Genomic DNA, 15,140 nt, shown 5'->3' with positions numbered 1-15,140 from the left:
CTATTGAAGTAACGCAGTGCTGTCGCGTATAAAAAATACAATTGAAATCCATAAATTAATGTGATTTCCCGGACGTGGAAAATGAAAGATTTATCACTTCGCGGCAGCGAAAATCAAGTTACAATTTTCAAAAAAGTCAAAAGGATGTTATTCTACTTGACACTAGAAAGGGGTACTGTCGGTGGTACAACTGCCAAAAGTAAATGACCTTGGATTTTTCGAGATCCGTCTCGAATCGATCGGAGGTCTCGGCGCAAACCTTGCCGGAAAGATGCTTGCCGAAGCAGGGGTTATCGGTGCGAATTTGGGCGGCGTCAGCTTCTCGTCTTACGGTTCGGAGAAAAAGGGCTCGCCGGTTAAGGCGCATATCCGTTTCTGCGACCTGGATACGCCGATCCGCGATACGTCGCCGGTCGAACATCCGCATGTCGTCGGCATTTTTCATGAAGCGCTGGCCAAAACCGTCAATGTTACAAGCGGAATTCTCGAGGACAGCACCGTGCTGGTGAACTCGGCCAAAACTCCGGAGGAACTGAAAGAGCTGCTTAAGCTGAAAGCCGGGACCATCGCTGTGATCGATGCGACCAGCATTGCCCTCAAGGAGAAGAACCGGGTAAACATGGCGATGCTTGGCGCATTGTTCCGGCTCTGTCCGTTCCTAGACACCGAAACGATGAAGGGCGTTATCGAGAAGTCGCTCGGTAAAAAATACCCGCAAGCCGTTCAATCCGCCATTACGACGTTCGAACGCGGCTATAATGAAGTTACGTTTTTGCACTTTGATCTGCCGGCCGGCGAAAGCATGCCGGAATATGTCCGTTCCGACATTTCTCCGCTCGGATACGAAACGCAAACCATGGGCGGCACCATCATCAATGCCGGCAGCACGATGCTGAAGAACCTGAGCATTTCCCGCTCGGGAATGCTGCCTACGTATGACATCGAAGCCTGCATCCACTGTGCAGCCTGCGATACCGTTTGTCCGGATCAATGCTTTGTATGGGAAGAGCGGGTAGACCGCAAGGGCCGTCCGCAAATGTTCCTGCTCGGCATCGATTACCAATACTGCAAGGGCTGCCTCAAATGCGTAGGCGCATGCCCGACTTCCGCGCTGGACAGTGCCCGGGAGCAGGAAGGTTATGCCGACAGCCATACGGTACATCATAAATTTGATCTGATCGCCCAGCTGTAACGATCCGGAAGAAAGGTGGAATGAATAAGTGGCTATCGATTATGAAAAAGAACTAGGCTCCGCCAAAGTGGAGCAGAAATTTCTATATGAATCCGGCAACGAAATGGCGGCTTATGCCGCGCACCAGATCAACTACCATGTCATGGGGTATTTCCCGATCTCCCCGTCGACGGAAGTTGCGCAGTTCCTCGACACGATGAAAGCGAACGGCCAGCATGATATCATGCTGATTCCTTCCGACGGCGAGCATAGCTCCGCCGGGATCTGTTACGGCGCCTCCACTGCGGGCGGCCGCGTATTCAACGCAACAAGCGCGCAGGGCTACATGTTCATGCTCGAGCAATTGCCTGTACAAGCAGGTACGCGGATGCCGATGGTCATGAACCTGATCTGCCGTTCGATCTCCGGCCCGCTGAACATTCACGGCGACCACTCGGACTTGTATTTTGCCCTGAACACCGGCTGGCCGATCCTGATGTGCCGCGATCCGCAATCGGTGTACGATATGAATTTGATGGCGCTGAAGCTGGCCGAGCATGCCAAAGTCCGCCTTCCGGTCATGGTCGCATCCGACGGTTACTTTACGTCGCACCAAAAACGCCGTGTGCAGGCTTTCGCGAACCGTGCGGACGTGCAAAAGTTCGTCGGCGAACAGCCGCCGGCAGGCTTCACTGACACGCTGGACCGTAACAATCCGGTAACGGTCGGCCCTTATATGAACGAACCGGACTATATCAACAACCGGTATCAGCAATCCGTGGCGATGTACAATGCCGGCGAGGTATTTGAAGAAATCGCCAAGGAATACGCCGAACTGACCGGCCGCCATTATCCACTGATCGAAAGCTACCGGATGGAAGATGCCGACGTGGCCGTATTCCTGATGAATTCCGCTTCGGAGATCATCAAGGACGTCGTCGACCAGCTCCGCCTGCAAGGCGTCAAAGCCGGCGCGATTTCGCCGAATATGATCCGTCCGTTCCCGCAAAAGCAAATCGCTGAAGCGCTCAAGAATGTCAAAGCCATCACGGTCGGTGACCGCGCCGATTCCGTCGGCGGACATGGCGGCAACATGGTGAACGAAATCAAAGCCGCATTGTTCACTCACGGCAATACCACGACTAAGGTAATCAGCCGGATTTACGGTCTGGGCGGCAAGGATTTCTACGCCGAAGACGGCCATCATTTCTTCCAGCTGGCGATGGACGCCGTTGTCGCGGGCAAGGTGGAGGTTCCGTTCGATTACTACGGCCACAACCCGGGCGAACCGGACAAAGCGCCAAAACGCCTGCTGAAGCCGATGGACTTCGAATCGCTGAAGACCGGCCTGATCACGGTCAACAAAGACGAAACGACTGGCAAGCTGAGCGTGAAGGTTCCGCCGGTACGCAGTCTGATGAAGAAACCAAGACGGTTGTCTCCGGGACATGGCGCATGCCCGGGCTGCGGTATTTTCTCCGGCCTGGAGCTGTTCTTCCGCGGCATCGAGGGCGATATCGTCGCTTTGTATCATACAGGCTGCGCAATGGTAACGACGACCGGGTATCCGTATTCCGCCCATAAATCGACCTTCATCCATAACCTGTTCCAGAACGGTGCCGCTACGCTGTCCGGCGTCGTGGAAATGTTCTGGGAGCGCAAACGCCGCGGCGAGCTGGATCATCTCGGATTGAAAGATGATTTTACGTTCGTCATGGTTACCGGCGACGGCGGCATGGACATCGGCATGGGACCGGCCATCGGCGCTGCACTGCGCGGACACAAGATGATCATTGTCGAATACGATAACGAAGGCTACATGAACACCGGTGCCCAACAATCGTATTCCACGCCGCTCGGACATCGCACCTCGACGTCCAGCATCGGCAAAACCCAACAAGGGAAATCGACCCAGCATAAGGACACGGTGCAAATCATGGCCGCCACGAACATTCCTTATGCGTTCACCGGCTGCGAAGCTTATCCGCAGGATCTGCTGAAAAAAGCTGCCAAAGCCCAATATTATGCGCAAAACGAAGGTCTGGTCTACGGTAAAATCCTGATCGCCTGCCCGCTGAACTGGATGAGCGACGACAAGGAAGGCACGAATATCGTCTCCCTCGCCGTCGAGTCCTGCTTCTTCCCGCTGTATGAAGTGGAGCATGGCATCACGAACCTGACCTATAATCCGGAGCTGAAGGAAAAACGCGTACCGGTGGGCAACTGGCTGAAGACGATGGGCAAAACGCGCCATCTGCTCAAGCCGGAGAACGAGCCTGCGCTGCACAGCTTCGAAGAAGAAGTGGAACGCCGCTGGAGCCGCCTCAAAGCTAAACATGAGCATCCAGACCTGTAAGAAATAAGCCACCCGTCAGCGATGGCGGCATAAAGAGACCGGTAGACGCCGTGGAGTAACCTCCATGCGCGCTGCCGGTCTTTTTTCTATAAATCCTCGCCGTAATGTGCAGGTATTCTTTCACCTTCTGAAAACTGAGGTCCACAGCGGTCAATTCCGGCGTAGCACTGCACAGGCCGGAGGCGATGGTGCCTACGCGCAGCGCTTTATGTATCGGGTAACGCAGCGATGATGACTTCGGCTTAAATCGAAATCCGTCCGCCGTCCGGAGCCATCAGATTGACATGCCGCTCGGTTCCGCGCGGATCGCGCTCATAGATGAATTCAACATGGCGCCAGCGGCGTACAGATTTGCGGAGGCTGGCTGCGGAAAAGCATCCATTTGAATGATGGTATCATAGGAAACGCCGCCGATGACTAGGAAACGACTCATCTCTATCATTCACTCTTAAAAAAGGTATTTATTAAAACACTTTTATAAAGTATTATGAAATGGGGTGAAGACGATGGATAAAATCGGCGGCAACGCCATTGTCATACGGGAGATCAATGTCAACCTGGTGCGGCAGGCGCTCAAGGAACGCGGCAAAGCAACCAAACGGGAGCTGGCCGAAGCGACGGGGCTAAGTCTCGTGACCGCAGCGACGGTGCTGCAGCAGCTGGTAGCACAAGGTGAAGTGAGCGAGGCCGGAATGGTGTCCTCGATGGGCGGCAGACCGGCGCAGCAGTACGCGTACAACGACGAATATGCGCTGGCGCTCATTTTGTTCCCGCTGGAACATGAAGGAAGAAGCCGGCTGCATACCTATGTCGTTACGCAGACCGGGCGCAGGCTGGTGGATACGGCCGTGGATGTCGACCAGGTCGATCTCGAAGGCTTTGAGCATGTCATCGACGGTATGCTGGAGCGGTTCGCTGCCATCCGGGCGATCGGGTTCGGCCTGCCGGGGGCGGAAGTGAACGGCGCAATGGTCGTCTCTGACTACCGGGCGCTGCTGGGGCTGCCGGTGACCGAGCATTTCAAGCAGCGCTACCGACTGCCGGTCATCATCGAAAACGATGTAAACGCGGCGGTCATCGGCTACTGCAGCCGTTTGCCGCATGCAGATTCCGCATCCGTTGTGTATGTGTTTTTCCCTGACCGGTTTCCGCCGGGTGCCGGCATCGTCCTGGACGGGAAACTGTACCGCGGCAGCCGCGGGTTTGCCGGAGAGGTCAGCAACATTCCCCTCGGCATCCCGTGGGGAGAAGCGCTGAATGCCTCGTTCGAGCCGCTGACGGAGGCGATCGCGAAGCTGACCGTTTCGCTGGCCGGGGTACTGAACCCGCAACAGGTCGTATTGTGCGGGAGTTTTTTGCAGGCAGAGCATGTTAAGGAAATCGAGAAACGCTGCGGGGAATGGCTGCCGGACGGCACGGTGCCGGAAATCCGGCTCAGTCCCGATCTTATTGCCGATTATCTCGCAGGAATGATCAAGCTGACGCTGGCAAAGCTGGAGCCTCATTGGCAGCTGACAAAAATTGACGGATAGGCAGGGTTGACTTCATGGCTACCATATTATTGATTATTATTTATTTGGCATTTATCAGTTTAGGACTGCCGGACTCGCTGCTGGGGGCTACCTGGCCGAACATGCGACTTGATTTCGGCGCCCCGGTCGATGCGGCCGGCTATATCTCCATCATTGTCGTTGTCGGCACCATCATCTCCAGTCTGGCCAGCACCGCGGTGCTGAAGCGGCTGGGGACTGGACGGGTCACGTTTATCAGTGTAGCGGTTACAGCGATTTCGCTGCTCGGGTTCTCGTATACGCATTCGCTTATCCTGCTCGGCGCCTTGGCGCTGCCGCTCGGCCTTGGTGCCGGCTCGATCGATGCCGGCCTGAACAATTACGTGGCGACGCATTATAAAGCGCATCATATGAGCTGGCTGCACTGTTTTTGGGGCATCGGTGCAATGACGGGACCGATCATTATGTCCGGCTTTATTTCCGCCGGGGAGTCATGGCGCAAAGGCTTTTTGACGGTGAGCCTGATTCAGTTCGCTTTGGTCGTTGTGCTGTTCCTGTCGCTGCCGCTGTGGAAGCGGGCGGAGAAGAACACGCTGACGACTGCGCATGAGGCGCATCCCGAAGCGGCCGCCCTCATTCCTCCGGCAGACAATGTGATGAAGATCAAAGGCGTCAAGCTGGCGCTGCTGACGTTTCTGTTCTACTGCGGCGTGGAGACAACGCTGGGCCTCTGGGGCAGCAGTTATCTGGTCAACGTCAAAGATATGTCCACCGCCGCCGCTGCCGGTTGGGTTTCACTCTATTACGGCGGCATCACCGCCGGCCGGTTCATCACCGGGTTCGTAACATTCCGCTTCACCAACAAGGCGCTGATCCGCGCCGGACTGCTCATCTCGCTTCTCGGGGGAGTGGTGCTCGCCTTGCCGCTGCCGGACATGTTCGCGCTTGTGGGCTTTATTCTCGTCGGCCTTGGCTGTGCCCCGATTTTCCCGTGTATGCTGCATGAGACGCCGGTTCGTTTCGGCAAAGCGAATTCGCAGAAAATCATGGGCTACCAGATGGCCCTGGCCTATACCGGCAGTGCCATTCTTCCGCCGCTGCTCGGCTGGGTTGCCGCCCGGACCACGTTCATGATTGTGCCGCCGGTTTTGATCGGCTACGTTCTCGTGATGGTGCTTTGTTCGGAAAAAATCAACCGTTTAATGCATTCCGCGGCTTCTAAAGCGTCCTAACCAGCAATCCCCCAAACCCGCTAATCAGCGGGTTTGGGGGATTTGTTATTTTTAGCGTATTTTCTTCAGTTATCCTTCCCGCTTGTAAATCTCCCGCATGACATGGCGAAGCTCCGGCAGGATCAGCCGCTCCATCGCCAGCTTGATCGCGCCAGTGGAACCCGGCATGGAGAAGATAGCGGTATTGCCGATCGTGCCGGCAATGGCCCGGCTCAGAATCGCGGCGGAGCCGATATCTTCGGTAAAGCTGAGCAGGCGGAAAATTTCGCCAAAGCCCGGCAGTGTTTTGTCGAGCAGCGAGGCGACAGCTTCGTATGTGGTGTCCCGGGGCGAAATGCCCGTGCCCCCCGTCAGGAGCACGGCTTCGATGCCGGAATGGAGGGAGCTTTTATAAATCAGCTCGCGCAGGTCTTCATAATCGTCCTTAACGATCGTCCGGCCGCTGACTTCATAGCCGGCTTCTTCCAGCAGCTGCTGGATCAGGGCCCCGCCGGTATCGGTGTCCATCGTCCGGGTATCCGAAACGGTAATGATATAACATTTGACAGTGGAGGGCGCTTCACGCCGGTGTTCATCGACCGATCGCATCCAAATCAACTCCTTGGCTGAGAATATCCGTTCTTTTTCCCATCATAGGCGATGCACGTTCCAAAGACAAGCCGCCGGAGGAAGGCTGCTTCTTGCGGGCCGGGCTGCGTTGTAGTACACTCGCTACCATAACGAAAAATGCAGGGAGAGATGGAAGTTGAAACAAGCATTGCCGGTATACATTTTGTCGGGGTTTCTGGGAAGCGGCAAAACAACGCTGCTGCAGCGGCTGCTCGACCACTGGAAGGGGCTTGGCCTGAAGCCGGCGGTCGTGATGAACGAGCTGGGCGAGGTGAACCTTGACGGACTGCTGGTGGAGCAGTCGGTGCCGATGGCGGAGATGCTGGGCGGCTGTATTTGCTGCTCGATCCGCGGGGATCTCAGCACGGAACTGGCAACGCTGGTGAAAAAAGAGTCGCCGGATGTCGTCGTCATCGAAGCGACAGGGGCGGCGAATCCGCTGGAGATCATCGACGGCGTCACGGAAACGTCGCTGTATCAGCATCTGGAGCTGAAAGGGCTGATCACCGTCGTGGACGCCGCCCATTTGCTGGAGCTGTATCGTTCCCAGCAGGGGGCGACATACCGGCTGATGCAGGAGCAAATCCGCTGCGCGTCGGTGCTGCTGCTGAACAAAACCGACCGCGTAACCCCGGAAGAGGCGGAGGAGCTGACCGCGCTGCTGCGTAAATGGAATGCTTATGCCGAGATCATTCCATCGGTGCGCTGCGAGGTTGAGCCAGCCGGGCTGCTGGACAACCTTGGAGGCATTCATGCCGGAGCGGAGATAGGGGGGGCCGGAGAAACGGAGCCGGCGGACTTAGCCACAGACCTGCAAGAAGACGGAGCAGCGGAGGAGAATGATGCGGCAGCAGCTGATTCCCATCATGGCGGGAACGCTTTTTCTTCCTCCCATGACCACGTGATGGCCTATACGCATTATTTTACCCATCCGGTCGACAGCGTACAGTTTGAGCAGTTTGTGAAAGACCTGCCGAGAGACGTTTACCGGGCAAAAGGGATCGTCAGCTTCAGCGACACGTCCAGCCGGTTTCTGTTCCAATATGCTTACCGGGAAGCGGATTTCATGAAAATTACGCCGCAGGGCGAAGTGCCGGATGTGGCCGTATTCATCGGTGAGCATTTTTCCTCCCGCCAGCTCCGCAACCAGCTGCTGCAATTGGAAGGGCTGGGGCGTACCCTGCCCGGAAAAATCAAACGAAGCCTGTAGCCCGGCCGCTTTGGTTCGTTCCCGGACTTGCAGGTTAATACATAGGCATACCCTATACTCATACCCGCAGGAGGTTAAAGGCTATGACCCGAATTCAATATCAGGAGTGCATCGACGCTTGCATTAAGACTATGAACGCCTGTAACTACAGCTATGTCGCCAGCCTGAAAGAATATGATCTTGCATCGCTGCGCGAGAGCATTCAGCTGGACCGCGAGTGCGCGGAGATCTGTTCTTTCGCCGTTTCAGCTATGACCCGCCAAAGCCCGTTCGTGGTGGATATCTTGCGGCTGTGCGCCGAGATTTGCGAACGCTGCGCCGATGAGAGCGCCAAACATCCGCAAACGCATTGCCGGGAGTGCATCGAGGCCTGCCGCAACGCGGCGATGGCTTGCCGTTTGGTCAGCGGTGCGGTTGAAGTATACGCATAATCAATCTAGCGTGGGCAACAGCCCCCGCGCATTAACAGCCGGATTCACTTCGGGCCTTCCGAAGAGGATCCGGTTTTTTGTCCTATTTTATTTTTGGCCAAGGAGATTTGGGTTTGTCCGGCGAATTAGTTATGATGGAGATCAAAAGAATTATCGCATGGTGCAGATTGCGGGAGGGCACGTCCGCCCGGTTCCGTTATACATAGATGGCATCTTCAACAAGGAGGAACGATGAAGGATACTAAAGTACCGGAGAGTGAACAATCCAAAGAGTTATTCGCTTATTTCGGATTGGCCGTCTACTATTGTCAGGCGCTGGAGCAACAGTTGACCAATCTTCTGCTGCTCACCAAGCTGTCGAACGGACAGACGCTGACCGACGAAGATCTGGCCGAGCTTTATCAGCGTAAGCTTGGCAACTCGTTTGGCCAGCTCATCAAGGAGATTCAGCATCATTTTTCCTTCTCCGAAACGGAGACGAAGGAGCTGCAGGCCGTATGGAAGCAGCGCAACCATATTGTCCATGACTATTTCAAAAAACGCATTCAGGAAACGTTCACACCGGCCGGGCGCGCGCACATGATCCGGGAGCTGAAGCGCTTCAAGAATAAAGCCGCCAGGCTGGAGCTGCGTCTGCAGGCGTATTGCAACGAGCTTTACGCCAAGCTGGAGCTGGAGGAACGGATGGAGCAGTAAGCGGTATACCGCGCTCTATTACGGGGCTTAGAGGTTTTGCGAACCATACTGTAACAAAAGAGCCCCGCCGTTAACCCACGGCGGGGCTCTTTTGCTTCAATTATTGAGGTCTGACCGCCGGCTGCAAAACGCTGCCGGCTCCGGATGATGGCTGCGGAGCCGCTGCTTCCGGACTTGCGCCTGCGCCGAGCTGGAGCTGGTACATCCGGTAGTAACGTCCGCCCAGCGCCATCAACTCGTCGTGGCTGCCTCGCTCGACGATCTCGCCGCGGTGCAGCACGAGAATCTGGTCGGCGCTGCGGATGGTGGAGAGCCGGTGGGCGATGATGAAGGTCGTACGGCCCTTTTTCAGCACCTCGAGCGCCTCCTGGATGATGCTCTCCGTTTCGGTATCGATGTTGGAGGTTGCTTCATCGAGAATCAGGATCGCCGGGTCAAAAGACAGCGCCCGGGCAAACGAGATCAGCTGACGTTGACCGGCCGACAAGGTACTGCCCTTCTCGACAACCGGCTCGTCGAAGCCTTGCGGCAGATGGGCCAGCAGCTTGTCGGCGCCGACTTCGCGGAGCGCGCGCTCTACGCGTTCGCGGGAGATGCGTTCATCCCCGAGGCTGACGTTGGAGGCGATGGTCCCCGTAAAGAGGTACGGGTCCTGCAGCACGATGCCCATATGGCTGCGCAGCCACTGCTTCGGCAAGGAGGTGACTTCCTGGCCGTCGATCGTAATGCTGCCCTTCTGCGGATCGTAGAACCGGAAGAGCAGGTTAATGATCGAGCTTTTACCCGAACCGGTGTGGCCGACGAGGGCGACGGTTTCGCCTGGACGCGCTTCAAAGGAGATGTTTTTCAGGACGAAGTCTTTTTTATAAGCAAAAGATACGTCCTTGAACACTACATTGCCTTTGTAACGCGGCATCGAGCCATCCGTGACCGGTTCCCCCGGTTCGTCCATCAGCTTGAACAGGCGTCCGGCCGATACCATCGAGGTATCGAGGTTGGCGAGCTGGTTGACCATCCCGTTGATCGGGTGGAAAATCCGGCCGAGCACGTCGACGAAGGCGTACAGCACGCCGAGCGAGACAAAGGTCGAGCCGCCCAGGCTGCCGAAGCCGAAATACCACAGCACCATCGCGAAGGAGAGGTTCCGCAGCACTCCGACCAGGTTGTGGGAGGTCAGCGCGTTCAGGTTCAGCATCTTGTTCTGGTATTTTAGATAGTCGTCGTTGAGATGCTCGAACTCCGCTTTGCTCTGCTTTTGGCGGCGGAAAATGCGGATGATCGACATCCCTTGGATGGATTCATTGATAATCGCGTTGATTTCGCTGATCCGCGAACGGAGAATCGTATTGTATTTGGTAGCGATCCGGCGGTACAGCACGATCCAGAGCACGATCACCGGAATAATGAACAAGCTGACCAGTCCGAGCCGGACGTCGAGCAGGAAGAGCGCCACATAGACGCCAAGCACGTTGATGATCCCCGAGCTGAAGTTGGCGAGCACGGCGATGAACAGGTCCTTGATGGCCTCGGTATCGTTGGTGACGCGCGAAACGACTTTACCGGCGGGCAGGTTATCGAAGAAATACACCGGCAGCCGCTGAATATGCGCGTACACGTCGGTACGCAGCTTGCGGATGACCTGGTTGGCCGATGACTGCAGCCAGTACGTTTTGCCGAATTCGGCGAAGATCGAAACGACCAGGAACAAGGCGTACAGCCCGACGAGCTGGTAGATGCCCGGAAGCTCCGGCTTGTAGAAGGCGAACAATTCATTTGTGGCCAGCTTTTCCGCCGGATAGACCGTTTCCTGATCGCCTTTGCGGATATGGACGCTGCCGTCCGTAAAGGTCCGTTCTCCCTCGGTGGCTGCTACGGCCTGGTCGACAAAATAAAAGCTTTTGCCCACTTGCAGGAGGCGGACCTCCTGGCCTTTGGCTTCATCCGCAGCGAAACGGTCGGAACGTTTGTAATAATGCCCCTGATACTCCGCCGCCTCGTCCGCGGATGTGGTTTCGAAGTAAGGTTTTTCAATGGCCAGCATATGATTGTCGATCATCGTTTTGGCGATGAACGGGCCGGCAAGCTCGGCGGCGACGCCGATTGTAAGCAGCAGCAGGGCTGCGATAAAGGTTTTTTTGGCGGTTAAGGCGTATTGCAGCAGGCGTTTGCCTGTACTCTGTGGCACGTTGCCACCCCCTAGTTGGATAGATTATTCTCCACTTGCTGCCGTTCGAATTGTTCGCGGTACCAGCCGTTCAGCTCCAGCAGCTCCTGATGTGTGCCGCGTTCGGTAATCCGTCCGTCGTCGAGGACGACGATCAGATCGGCATGCTCGATGGCCGACAGCCGGTGGGTGGAGATAATGGTTGTTTTGCCGGCGCGCTCCCGGCGGATATTCTCGATAATTTGCGCTTCCGTCCGTGCGTCGACAGCCGAGAGCGCGTCATCCAGCAGGAGGACATCGGGATTCGCGATAAACGCCCGGGAGATCGAGACACGCTGCTTCTGGCCGCCGGAAAGGGAGACGCCGCGTTCGCCGACCAGCGTATCGAGTCCGTCGGACAGTGTGACAAGGTCGTTCTGGAAGGCTGCCGCAGAGATCGCATCCATGATGCGTTCGTCGCTGGCGCCATCATAGCCGAACTGGATGTTCTCGCGTACAGTCTTGGAGAACAGGATTTGTTCCTGCGGCACATAACCCATCCAGCTGTGCAGCTGGTCCAGCGTAATCTGCTCGATCGGCACGCCGGAGATCAGAATATCGCCGTCGCCGGTCGGATATTCATGGAGCAGCTGCTTCAGCAGCGTTGATTTGCCAGCCCCGGTGCGGCCTACGACGCCAAGCGTCTGTCCGGCCTGCAGCGACAAGCTGACCTCGCTCAGATTGTCGACCGTAGAAGAAGGATAACGGAACGTCACATCCTTCAATTCGATCGAGGTCGGCGCGGCAACGGCTACCGGCTGGGCCGCATCGGCCACATCCGGCTTGGCATTCAGCGTTTCGTCGATCCGTTCGAGGGAGGCGCCGCCGCGCTGCATCAGATTGATCAGCTCGCCGATGGCGAACATGGGCCAGACGACCATCCCGAGATACATATTGAAGGAGACGAGGTCTCCGAGCGTGATCTGATTACGGAATACCAGATAAATGCCATAGGTCAGGGCAATGATATAGCTGAGCCCTACGCAGAGCCGGATCGTCGGTTCAAAGAAGGAATCGACTTTGGCCACCGCCATATTTTTACGGTACACATCTTCCGTGATGTCGGCAAAACGTTTCTCGTCATGCCGTTCCTGGACGTAAGCGCGGATCACGCGGACGCCGGATACGGATTCCAGCACCTGGTCGTTCATGTCGCCGAAGGCGTCTTGCGCCAGGCTGTAGCGGTCATGGATCGCTTTGCCGTAGAACACCATCGCAATGGCGATCAGCGGGAGCGGAATAATGGCGGCCAGGGTAAGCTTCCAGCTGACGAGAAAACCCATGGCCAGCAGTACGACGGAGAGGAAGATGGTCGAATCGACCAGCGTCAGCATCCCGAAGCCGACGGTGGTGGAGACGGCGCGGATGTCGTTGGTGGCCCGGGCCATCAAATCGCCTGTGCGGTTACGCTCGAAAAAAGACGGCGTCATTGTCATGAGATGATTCATGAAACGCGAGCGCAGCAGGCGCTCGACGAGGTTGGACCCGCCGAAGAGCTTGTGCATCCATATGTACGTAATCCAGTAGATCGTCAGCAGAAAAAGAAGGATGAGCGAGATATACTTGAACAGGGATGCGGCTGTAACTGTGCCATGAACAATTTCATCAATGGCGTTGCCGAGCAGACGCGGCGGAAGCAGTTCGAGAATGCCTGCTGCAATGAGCAGGAACAGGCCGATGACATAGCGCCTTTTTTCCCGGCGGAAGAACCAGCCGAGGTCGCGGAGAACAGAGAACAATGAAATCCTTCCTTTCATGATGGAAATAAAAACATTCTTGCATAGGGTTGGCAGCATGCAAAAAAGGCATACCACCCAAAAACGGATGATATGCCTGTAATCTACAGCAGCTTATCATGTTCACGGTGCTTGGAGCAGCACCGAACATGGAAGAAACCAGTTCATTGAAAGGTCGGGGTCACGCGTATACGCCGTCCGTTCAAGGAGTCTCCATCACAAGGGCTGCCAGGATATTTGGTTGTATGTAGATATCGGCATAGGCGCGAGGCTTTGCATAATCGTATACCTTAATCACCATGGGTCACCCTTTCTTTAAAGTAATGGTAATAACTTGAAGGTTCTTCGTTATGTTCAGAGTTTATCATCCGCTCCAAACAAATGTCAAATCAAATTTTGAACAAAATCCGAAAAAGAAGTATGATAGAAATCACAGAGAACGGTTTAGCCTGAAGGGAGACGGATAGAATTATGGAGATCAAAATCAGCCCCGAAGCGGCATCCTGGTATAAACGCGAGCTGTCGCTGAAGGCCGGCGACACGATTCGCTTATTCCCGCGTTACAGCTCCGGCGGGGGGCTTCACCCCGGCTTTTCGCTCGGGATCGCCGGCGACCGGCCGGTAACGGCAGGCGCCCAAACCGAGCAGGAGGGGGTACTGTTCTTTATGGAGGAGCAGGATTTATGGTACATGGACGGGCATAACCTAACCATAACCTACTCCGATGCCGAGGATGATATCGAATACGGCTATGAACGCCCGCAGGAAGCGGACAGCGTGAAGAAATAGCGCGGATGTTGCAATCCAAATAGATGTGCATGAAATTAAAGGGTCTTCCCTGCAACCGGATTCCGGCCGCAGAGAAGACCCCTTTTTTGTTGTTGCTGAGACTCCGGAAATATCGTCATTAGTGCGAACTGCGGAAGGATTCTTCCTCCATGGCAAAATCGAAATCGTCGATATCGTAGACTTGCACCGGAACGCCGCCCTCGATGATCCGCTGGATCAGCTCGAACTGGTCGGTCAGGATCGGCGCCTTCTCCCGCTGCGAAGTCAGCAGCAGCTCGGTTTCGATCGGATCGAACTGCTCGCCGTAAGCAGCCGTATCGACGCTGTTGATCACCGTCAGCTGCGCCCGTTCACCGAGCAGGATGCCGGCGCTTTTCGCCCAAGGCACGTTCAGGGCACGGTTGATTTTTTTGGAATTGAGCGGTTCTTCAAAGTAGGCGATCATCTCGCGGATCTTCATTTTCACATGCCGGTCGTCTTCCTCGCGGTTCATCAGCGGTTCGTTGCTGTCCCGCAGCTCGTATAACTCCATGACCGTCGTATACGGAACTATATATTCAACAGGGCTTTGCGGGACGAGAAGCTGGCCGTAAATCGCCATCATGACGGCCTCCGTCACAAATTGTCTGGACATCGTTTTCCTCCTGGATTTCTTGCTTCCGTGCTCGAGGCAGTATTTGACTTTAAAAATATAAAAACACTGCGCGGCGCAAATGTCAACATAGGCGCGCCGCGCCAGTTCACATTCTGCCGATGAGCAGCGAAAGAATGCCGGCGGCGATCAGCGGGCCGACCGGTACGCCCTTGAACAAGGCAACGCCCAGCACGGTTCCGACGAGCAGGCCGGCGACGACGGTAGGCTGGCTGCCCATCAATGCCGCCCCGCGGCCGCCGAGATAGGCGACGAGCATGCCGACGCCGATGGCAAGCAGCGACTTCCAGTTCAGAAACGAAGCCCCGAGCGTCTGAAGCGACAGCTTCCCGCTGGCGACCGGCGTCATCACCCCGATGGTCAGAATCACGATCCCGACCGTCAGGCCGTATTTCTCCAGCCAGGGAAACGCCTGGTGTACGCCGGTTACCCGGAGCAGCAGCAGGCAAACCATGGCGATGGTAATCGGGGAGTTGCTGCTGACCACGCCCAGCGCCGCAAGTCCGAGCAGCAGCAATGAAGTTACATCCATGACGCCGCGACC

13 protein-coding genes are annotated in these 15,140 nt (G+C 56.1%); 8 read left to right on the top strand and 5 right to left on the bottom strand.

The features are described 5' to 3' along the window. The first annotated feature begins 181 nt into the window (after nt 1–181). From BMW84_RS06795 to BMW84_RS06780, 4 genes are all read left to right on the top strand, one after another. A complete protein-coding gene (locus BMW84_RS06795) occupies nt 182–1,192 on the top strand; it encodes a 2-oxoacid:acceptor oxidoreductase family protein (protein ID WP_091065870.1) in 1,011 nt (336 codons plus the stop codon). Nucleotides 1,193–1,220: 28 nt separating this feature from the next. Beyond that, nucleotides 1,221–3,527 (top strand): thiamine pyrophosphate-dependent enzyme, encoded by a 2,307-nt coding sequence (locus BMW84_RS06790; protein WP_091065867.1) that lies wholly within the window; start codon nt 1,221–1,223, stop codon nt 3,525–3,527. A gap of 506 nt (nt 3,528–4,033) precedes the next feature. Further along, on the top strand, nt 4,034–5,059 hold the full coding sequence (locus BMW84_RS06785; RefSeq protein ID WP_091065866.1) for an ROK family transcriptional regulator: 1,026 nt from the start codon (nt 4,034–4,036) through the stop codon (nt 5,057–5,059). Between the two features lie 14 nt (nt 5,060–5,073). Next, nucleotides 5,074–6,270 carry an MFS transporter gene (locus tag BMW84_RS06780; RefSeq protein WP_091065863.1) on the top strand — a complete coding sequence of 399 codons (1,197 nt, stop codon included), beginning with the start codon at nt 5,074–5,076 and terminating at the stop codon, nt 6,268–6,270. Nucleotides 6,271–6,339: 69 nt separating this feature from the next. Here the strand turns inward: BMW84_RS06780 and BMW84_RS06775 are convergent, their stop codons facing one another. Beyond that, nucleotides 6,340–6,864, bottom strand: coding sequence for a MogA/MoaB family molybdenum cofactor biosynthesis protein (locus tag BMW84_RS06775; protein ID WP_091068139.1), 525 nt, complete (start codon nt 6,862–6,864; stop codon nt 6,340–6,342). A 151-nt stretch (nt 6,865–7,015) separates the two neighbouring features. Here BMW84_RS06775 and BMW84_RS06770 point away from each other — a divergent pair, with 151 nt between their 5' ends. The 3 genes from BMW84_RS06770 to BMW84_RS06760 all read left to right on the top strand — a co-directional run bounded on the left by BMW84_RS06770 (nt 7,016) and on the right by BMW84_RS06760 (nt 9,216). After that, nucleotides 7,016–8,089, top strand: coding sequence for a CobW family GTP-binding protein (locus tag BMW84_RS06770; RefSeq protein WP_091065861.1), 1,074 nt, complete (start codon nt 7,016–7,018; stop codon nt 8,087–8,089). Nucleotides 8,090–8,172: 83 nt separating this feature from the next. Continuing rightward, nucleotides 8,173–8,520: a four-helix bundle copper-binding protein gene (locus BMW84_RS06765; RefSeq protein WP_091065857.1), complete on the top strand. Its 348-nt coding sequence runs from the start codon at nt 8,173–8,175 to the stop codon at nt 8,518–8,520. 231 nt (nt 8,521–8,751) lie between these two features. Further along, on the top strand, nt 8,752–9,216 hold the full coding sequence (locus BMW84_RS06760) for a hypothetical protein (RefSeq protein WP_091065855.1): 465 nt from the start codon (nt 8,752–8,754) through the stop codon (nt 9,214–9,216). A 100-nt stretch (nt 9,217–9,316) separates the two neighbouring features. On the opposite strand, the gene BMW84_RS06755 is transcribed toward BMW84_RS06760, so the two are convergent. Next, nucleotides 9,317–11,401 carry an ABC transporter ATP-binding protein gene (locus BMW84_RS06755; protein ID WP_091065852.1) on the bottom strand — a complete coding sequence of 695 codons (2,085 nt, stop codon included), beginning with the start codon at nt 11,399–11,401 and terminating at the stop codon, nt 9,317–9,319. An 11-nt stretch (nt 11,402–11,412) separates the two neighbouring features. Further along, nucleotides 11,413–13,158, bottom strand: coding sequence for an ABC transporter ATP-binding protein (locus BMW84_RS06750; protein ID WP_091065849.1), 1,746 nt, complete (start codon nt 13,156–13,158; stop codon nt 11,413–11,415). A 468-nt stretch (nt 13,159–13,626) separates the two neighbouring features. On the opposite strand from BMW84_RS06750, the gene BMW84_RS06745 reads away from it, so the two are divergent. Beyond that, a complete protein-coding gene (locus tag BMW84_RS06745) occupies nt 13,627–13,944 on the top strand; it encodes a HesB/YadR/YfhF family protein (RefSeq protein WP_091065846.1) in 318 nt (105 codons plus the stop codon). A 118-nt stretch (nt 13,945–14,062) separates the two neighbouring features. Here the strand turns inward: BMW84_RS06745 and BMW84_RS06740 are convergent, their stop codons facing one another. Further along, nucleotides 14,063–14,578 carry an ADP-heptose synthase gene (locus tag BMW84_RS06740; RefSeq protein ID WP_091065844.1) on the bottom strand — a complete coding sequence of 172 codons (516 nt, stop codon included), beginning with the start codon at nt 14,576–14,578 and terminating at the stop codon, nt 14,063–14,065. Between the two features lie 106 nt (nt 14,579–14,684). Next, entirely contained in the window at nt 14,685–15,128 is a 444-nt protein-coding gene (locus tag BMW84_RS06735; RefSeq protein ID WP_091065841.1) for a DUF441 domain-containing protein, read from the bottom strand. Nucleotides 15,129–15,140: the final 12 nt, after the last annotated feature.

Origin of the sequence: Paenibacillus sp. NFR01 (assembly GCF_900111565.1) — a bacterium.
Taxonomy (GTDB): Bacteria; Bacillota; Bacilli; order Paenibacillales; family Paenibacillaceae; genus Paenibacillus_AQ.
This window is presented reverse-complemented; position numbering and strand designations above follow the sequence as displayed.

Bases quoted from the DNA above. Each gene is read 5' to 3' on its own strand.
- BMW84_RS06780 (WP_091065863.1), top strand. From the start codon at position 5,074: ATGGCTACCATATTATTGATTATTATTTATTTGGCATTTATCAGTTTA.
- BMW84_RS06785 (WP_091065866.1), top strand. From the start codon at position 4,034: ATGGATAAAATCGGCGGCAACGCCATTGTCATACGGGAGATCAATGTC.
- BMW84_RS06765 (WP_091065857.1), top strand. From the start codon at position 8,173: ATGACCCGAATTCAATATCAGGAGTGCATCGACGCTTGCATTAAGACT.
- BMW84_RS06760 (WP_091065855.1), top strand. From the start codon at position 8,752: ATGAAGGATACTAAAGTACCGGAGAGTGAACAATCCAAAGAGTTATTC.
- BMW84_RS06735 (WP_091065841.1), bottom strand. From the start codon at position 15,128: ATGGATGTAACTTCATTGCTGCTGCTCGGACTTGCGGCGCTGGGCGTG.
- BMW84_RS06740 (WP_091065844.1), bottom strand. From the start codon at position 14,578: ATGTCCAGACAATTTGTGACGGAGGCCGTCATGATGGCGATTTACGGC.
- BMW84_RS06745 (WP_091065846.1), top strand. From the start codon at position 13,627: ATGGAGATCAAAATCAGCCCCGAAGCGGCATCCTGGTATAAACGCGAG.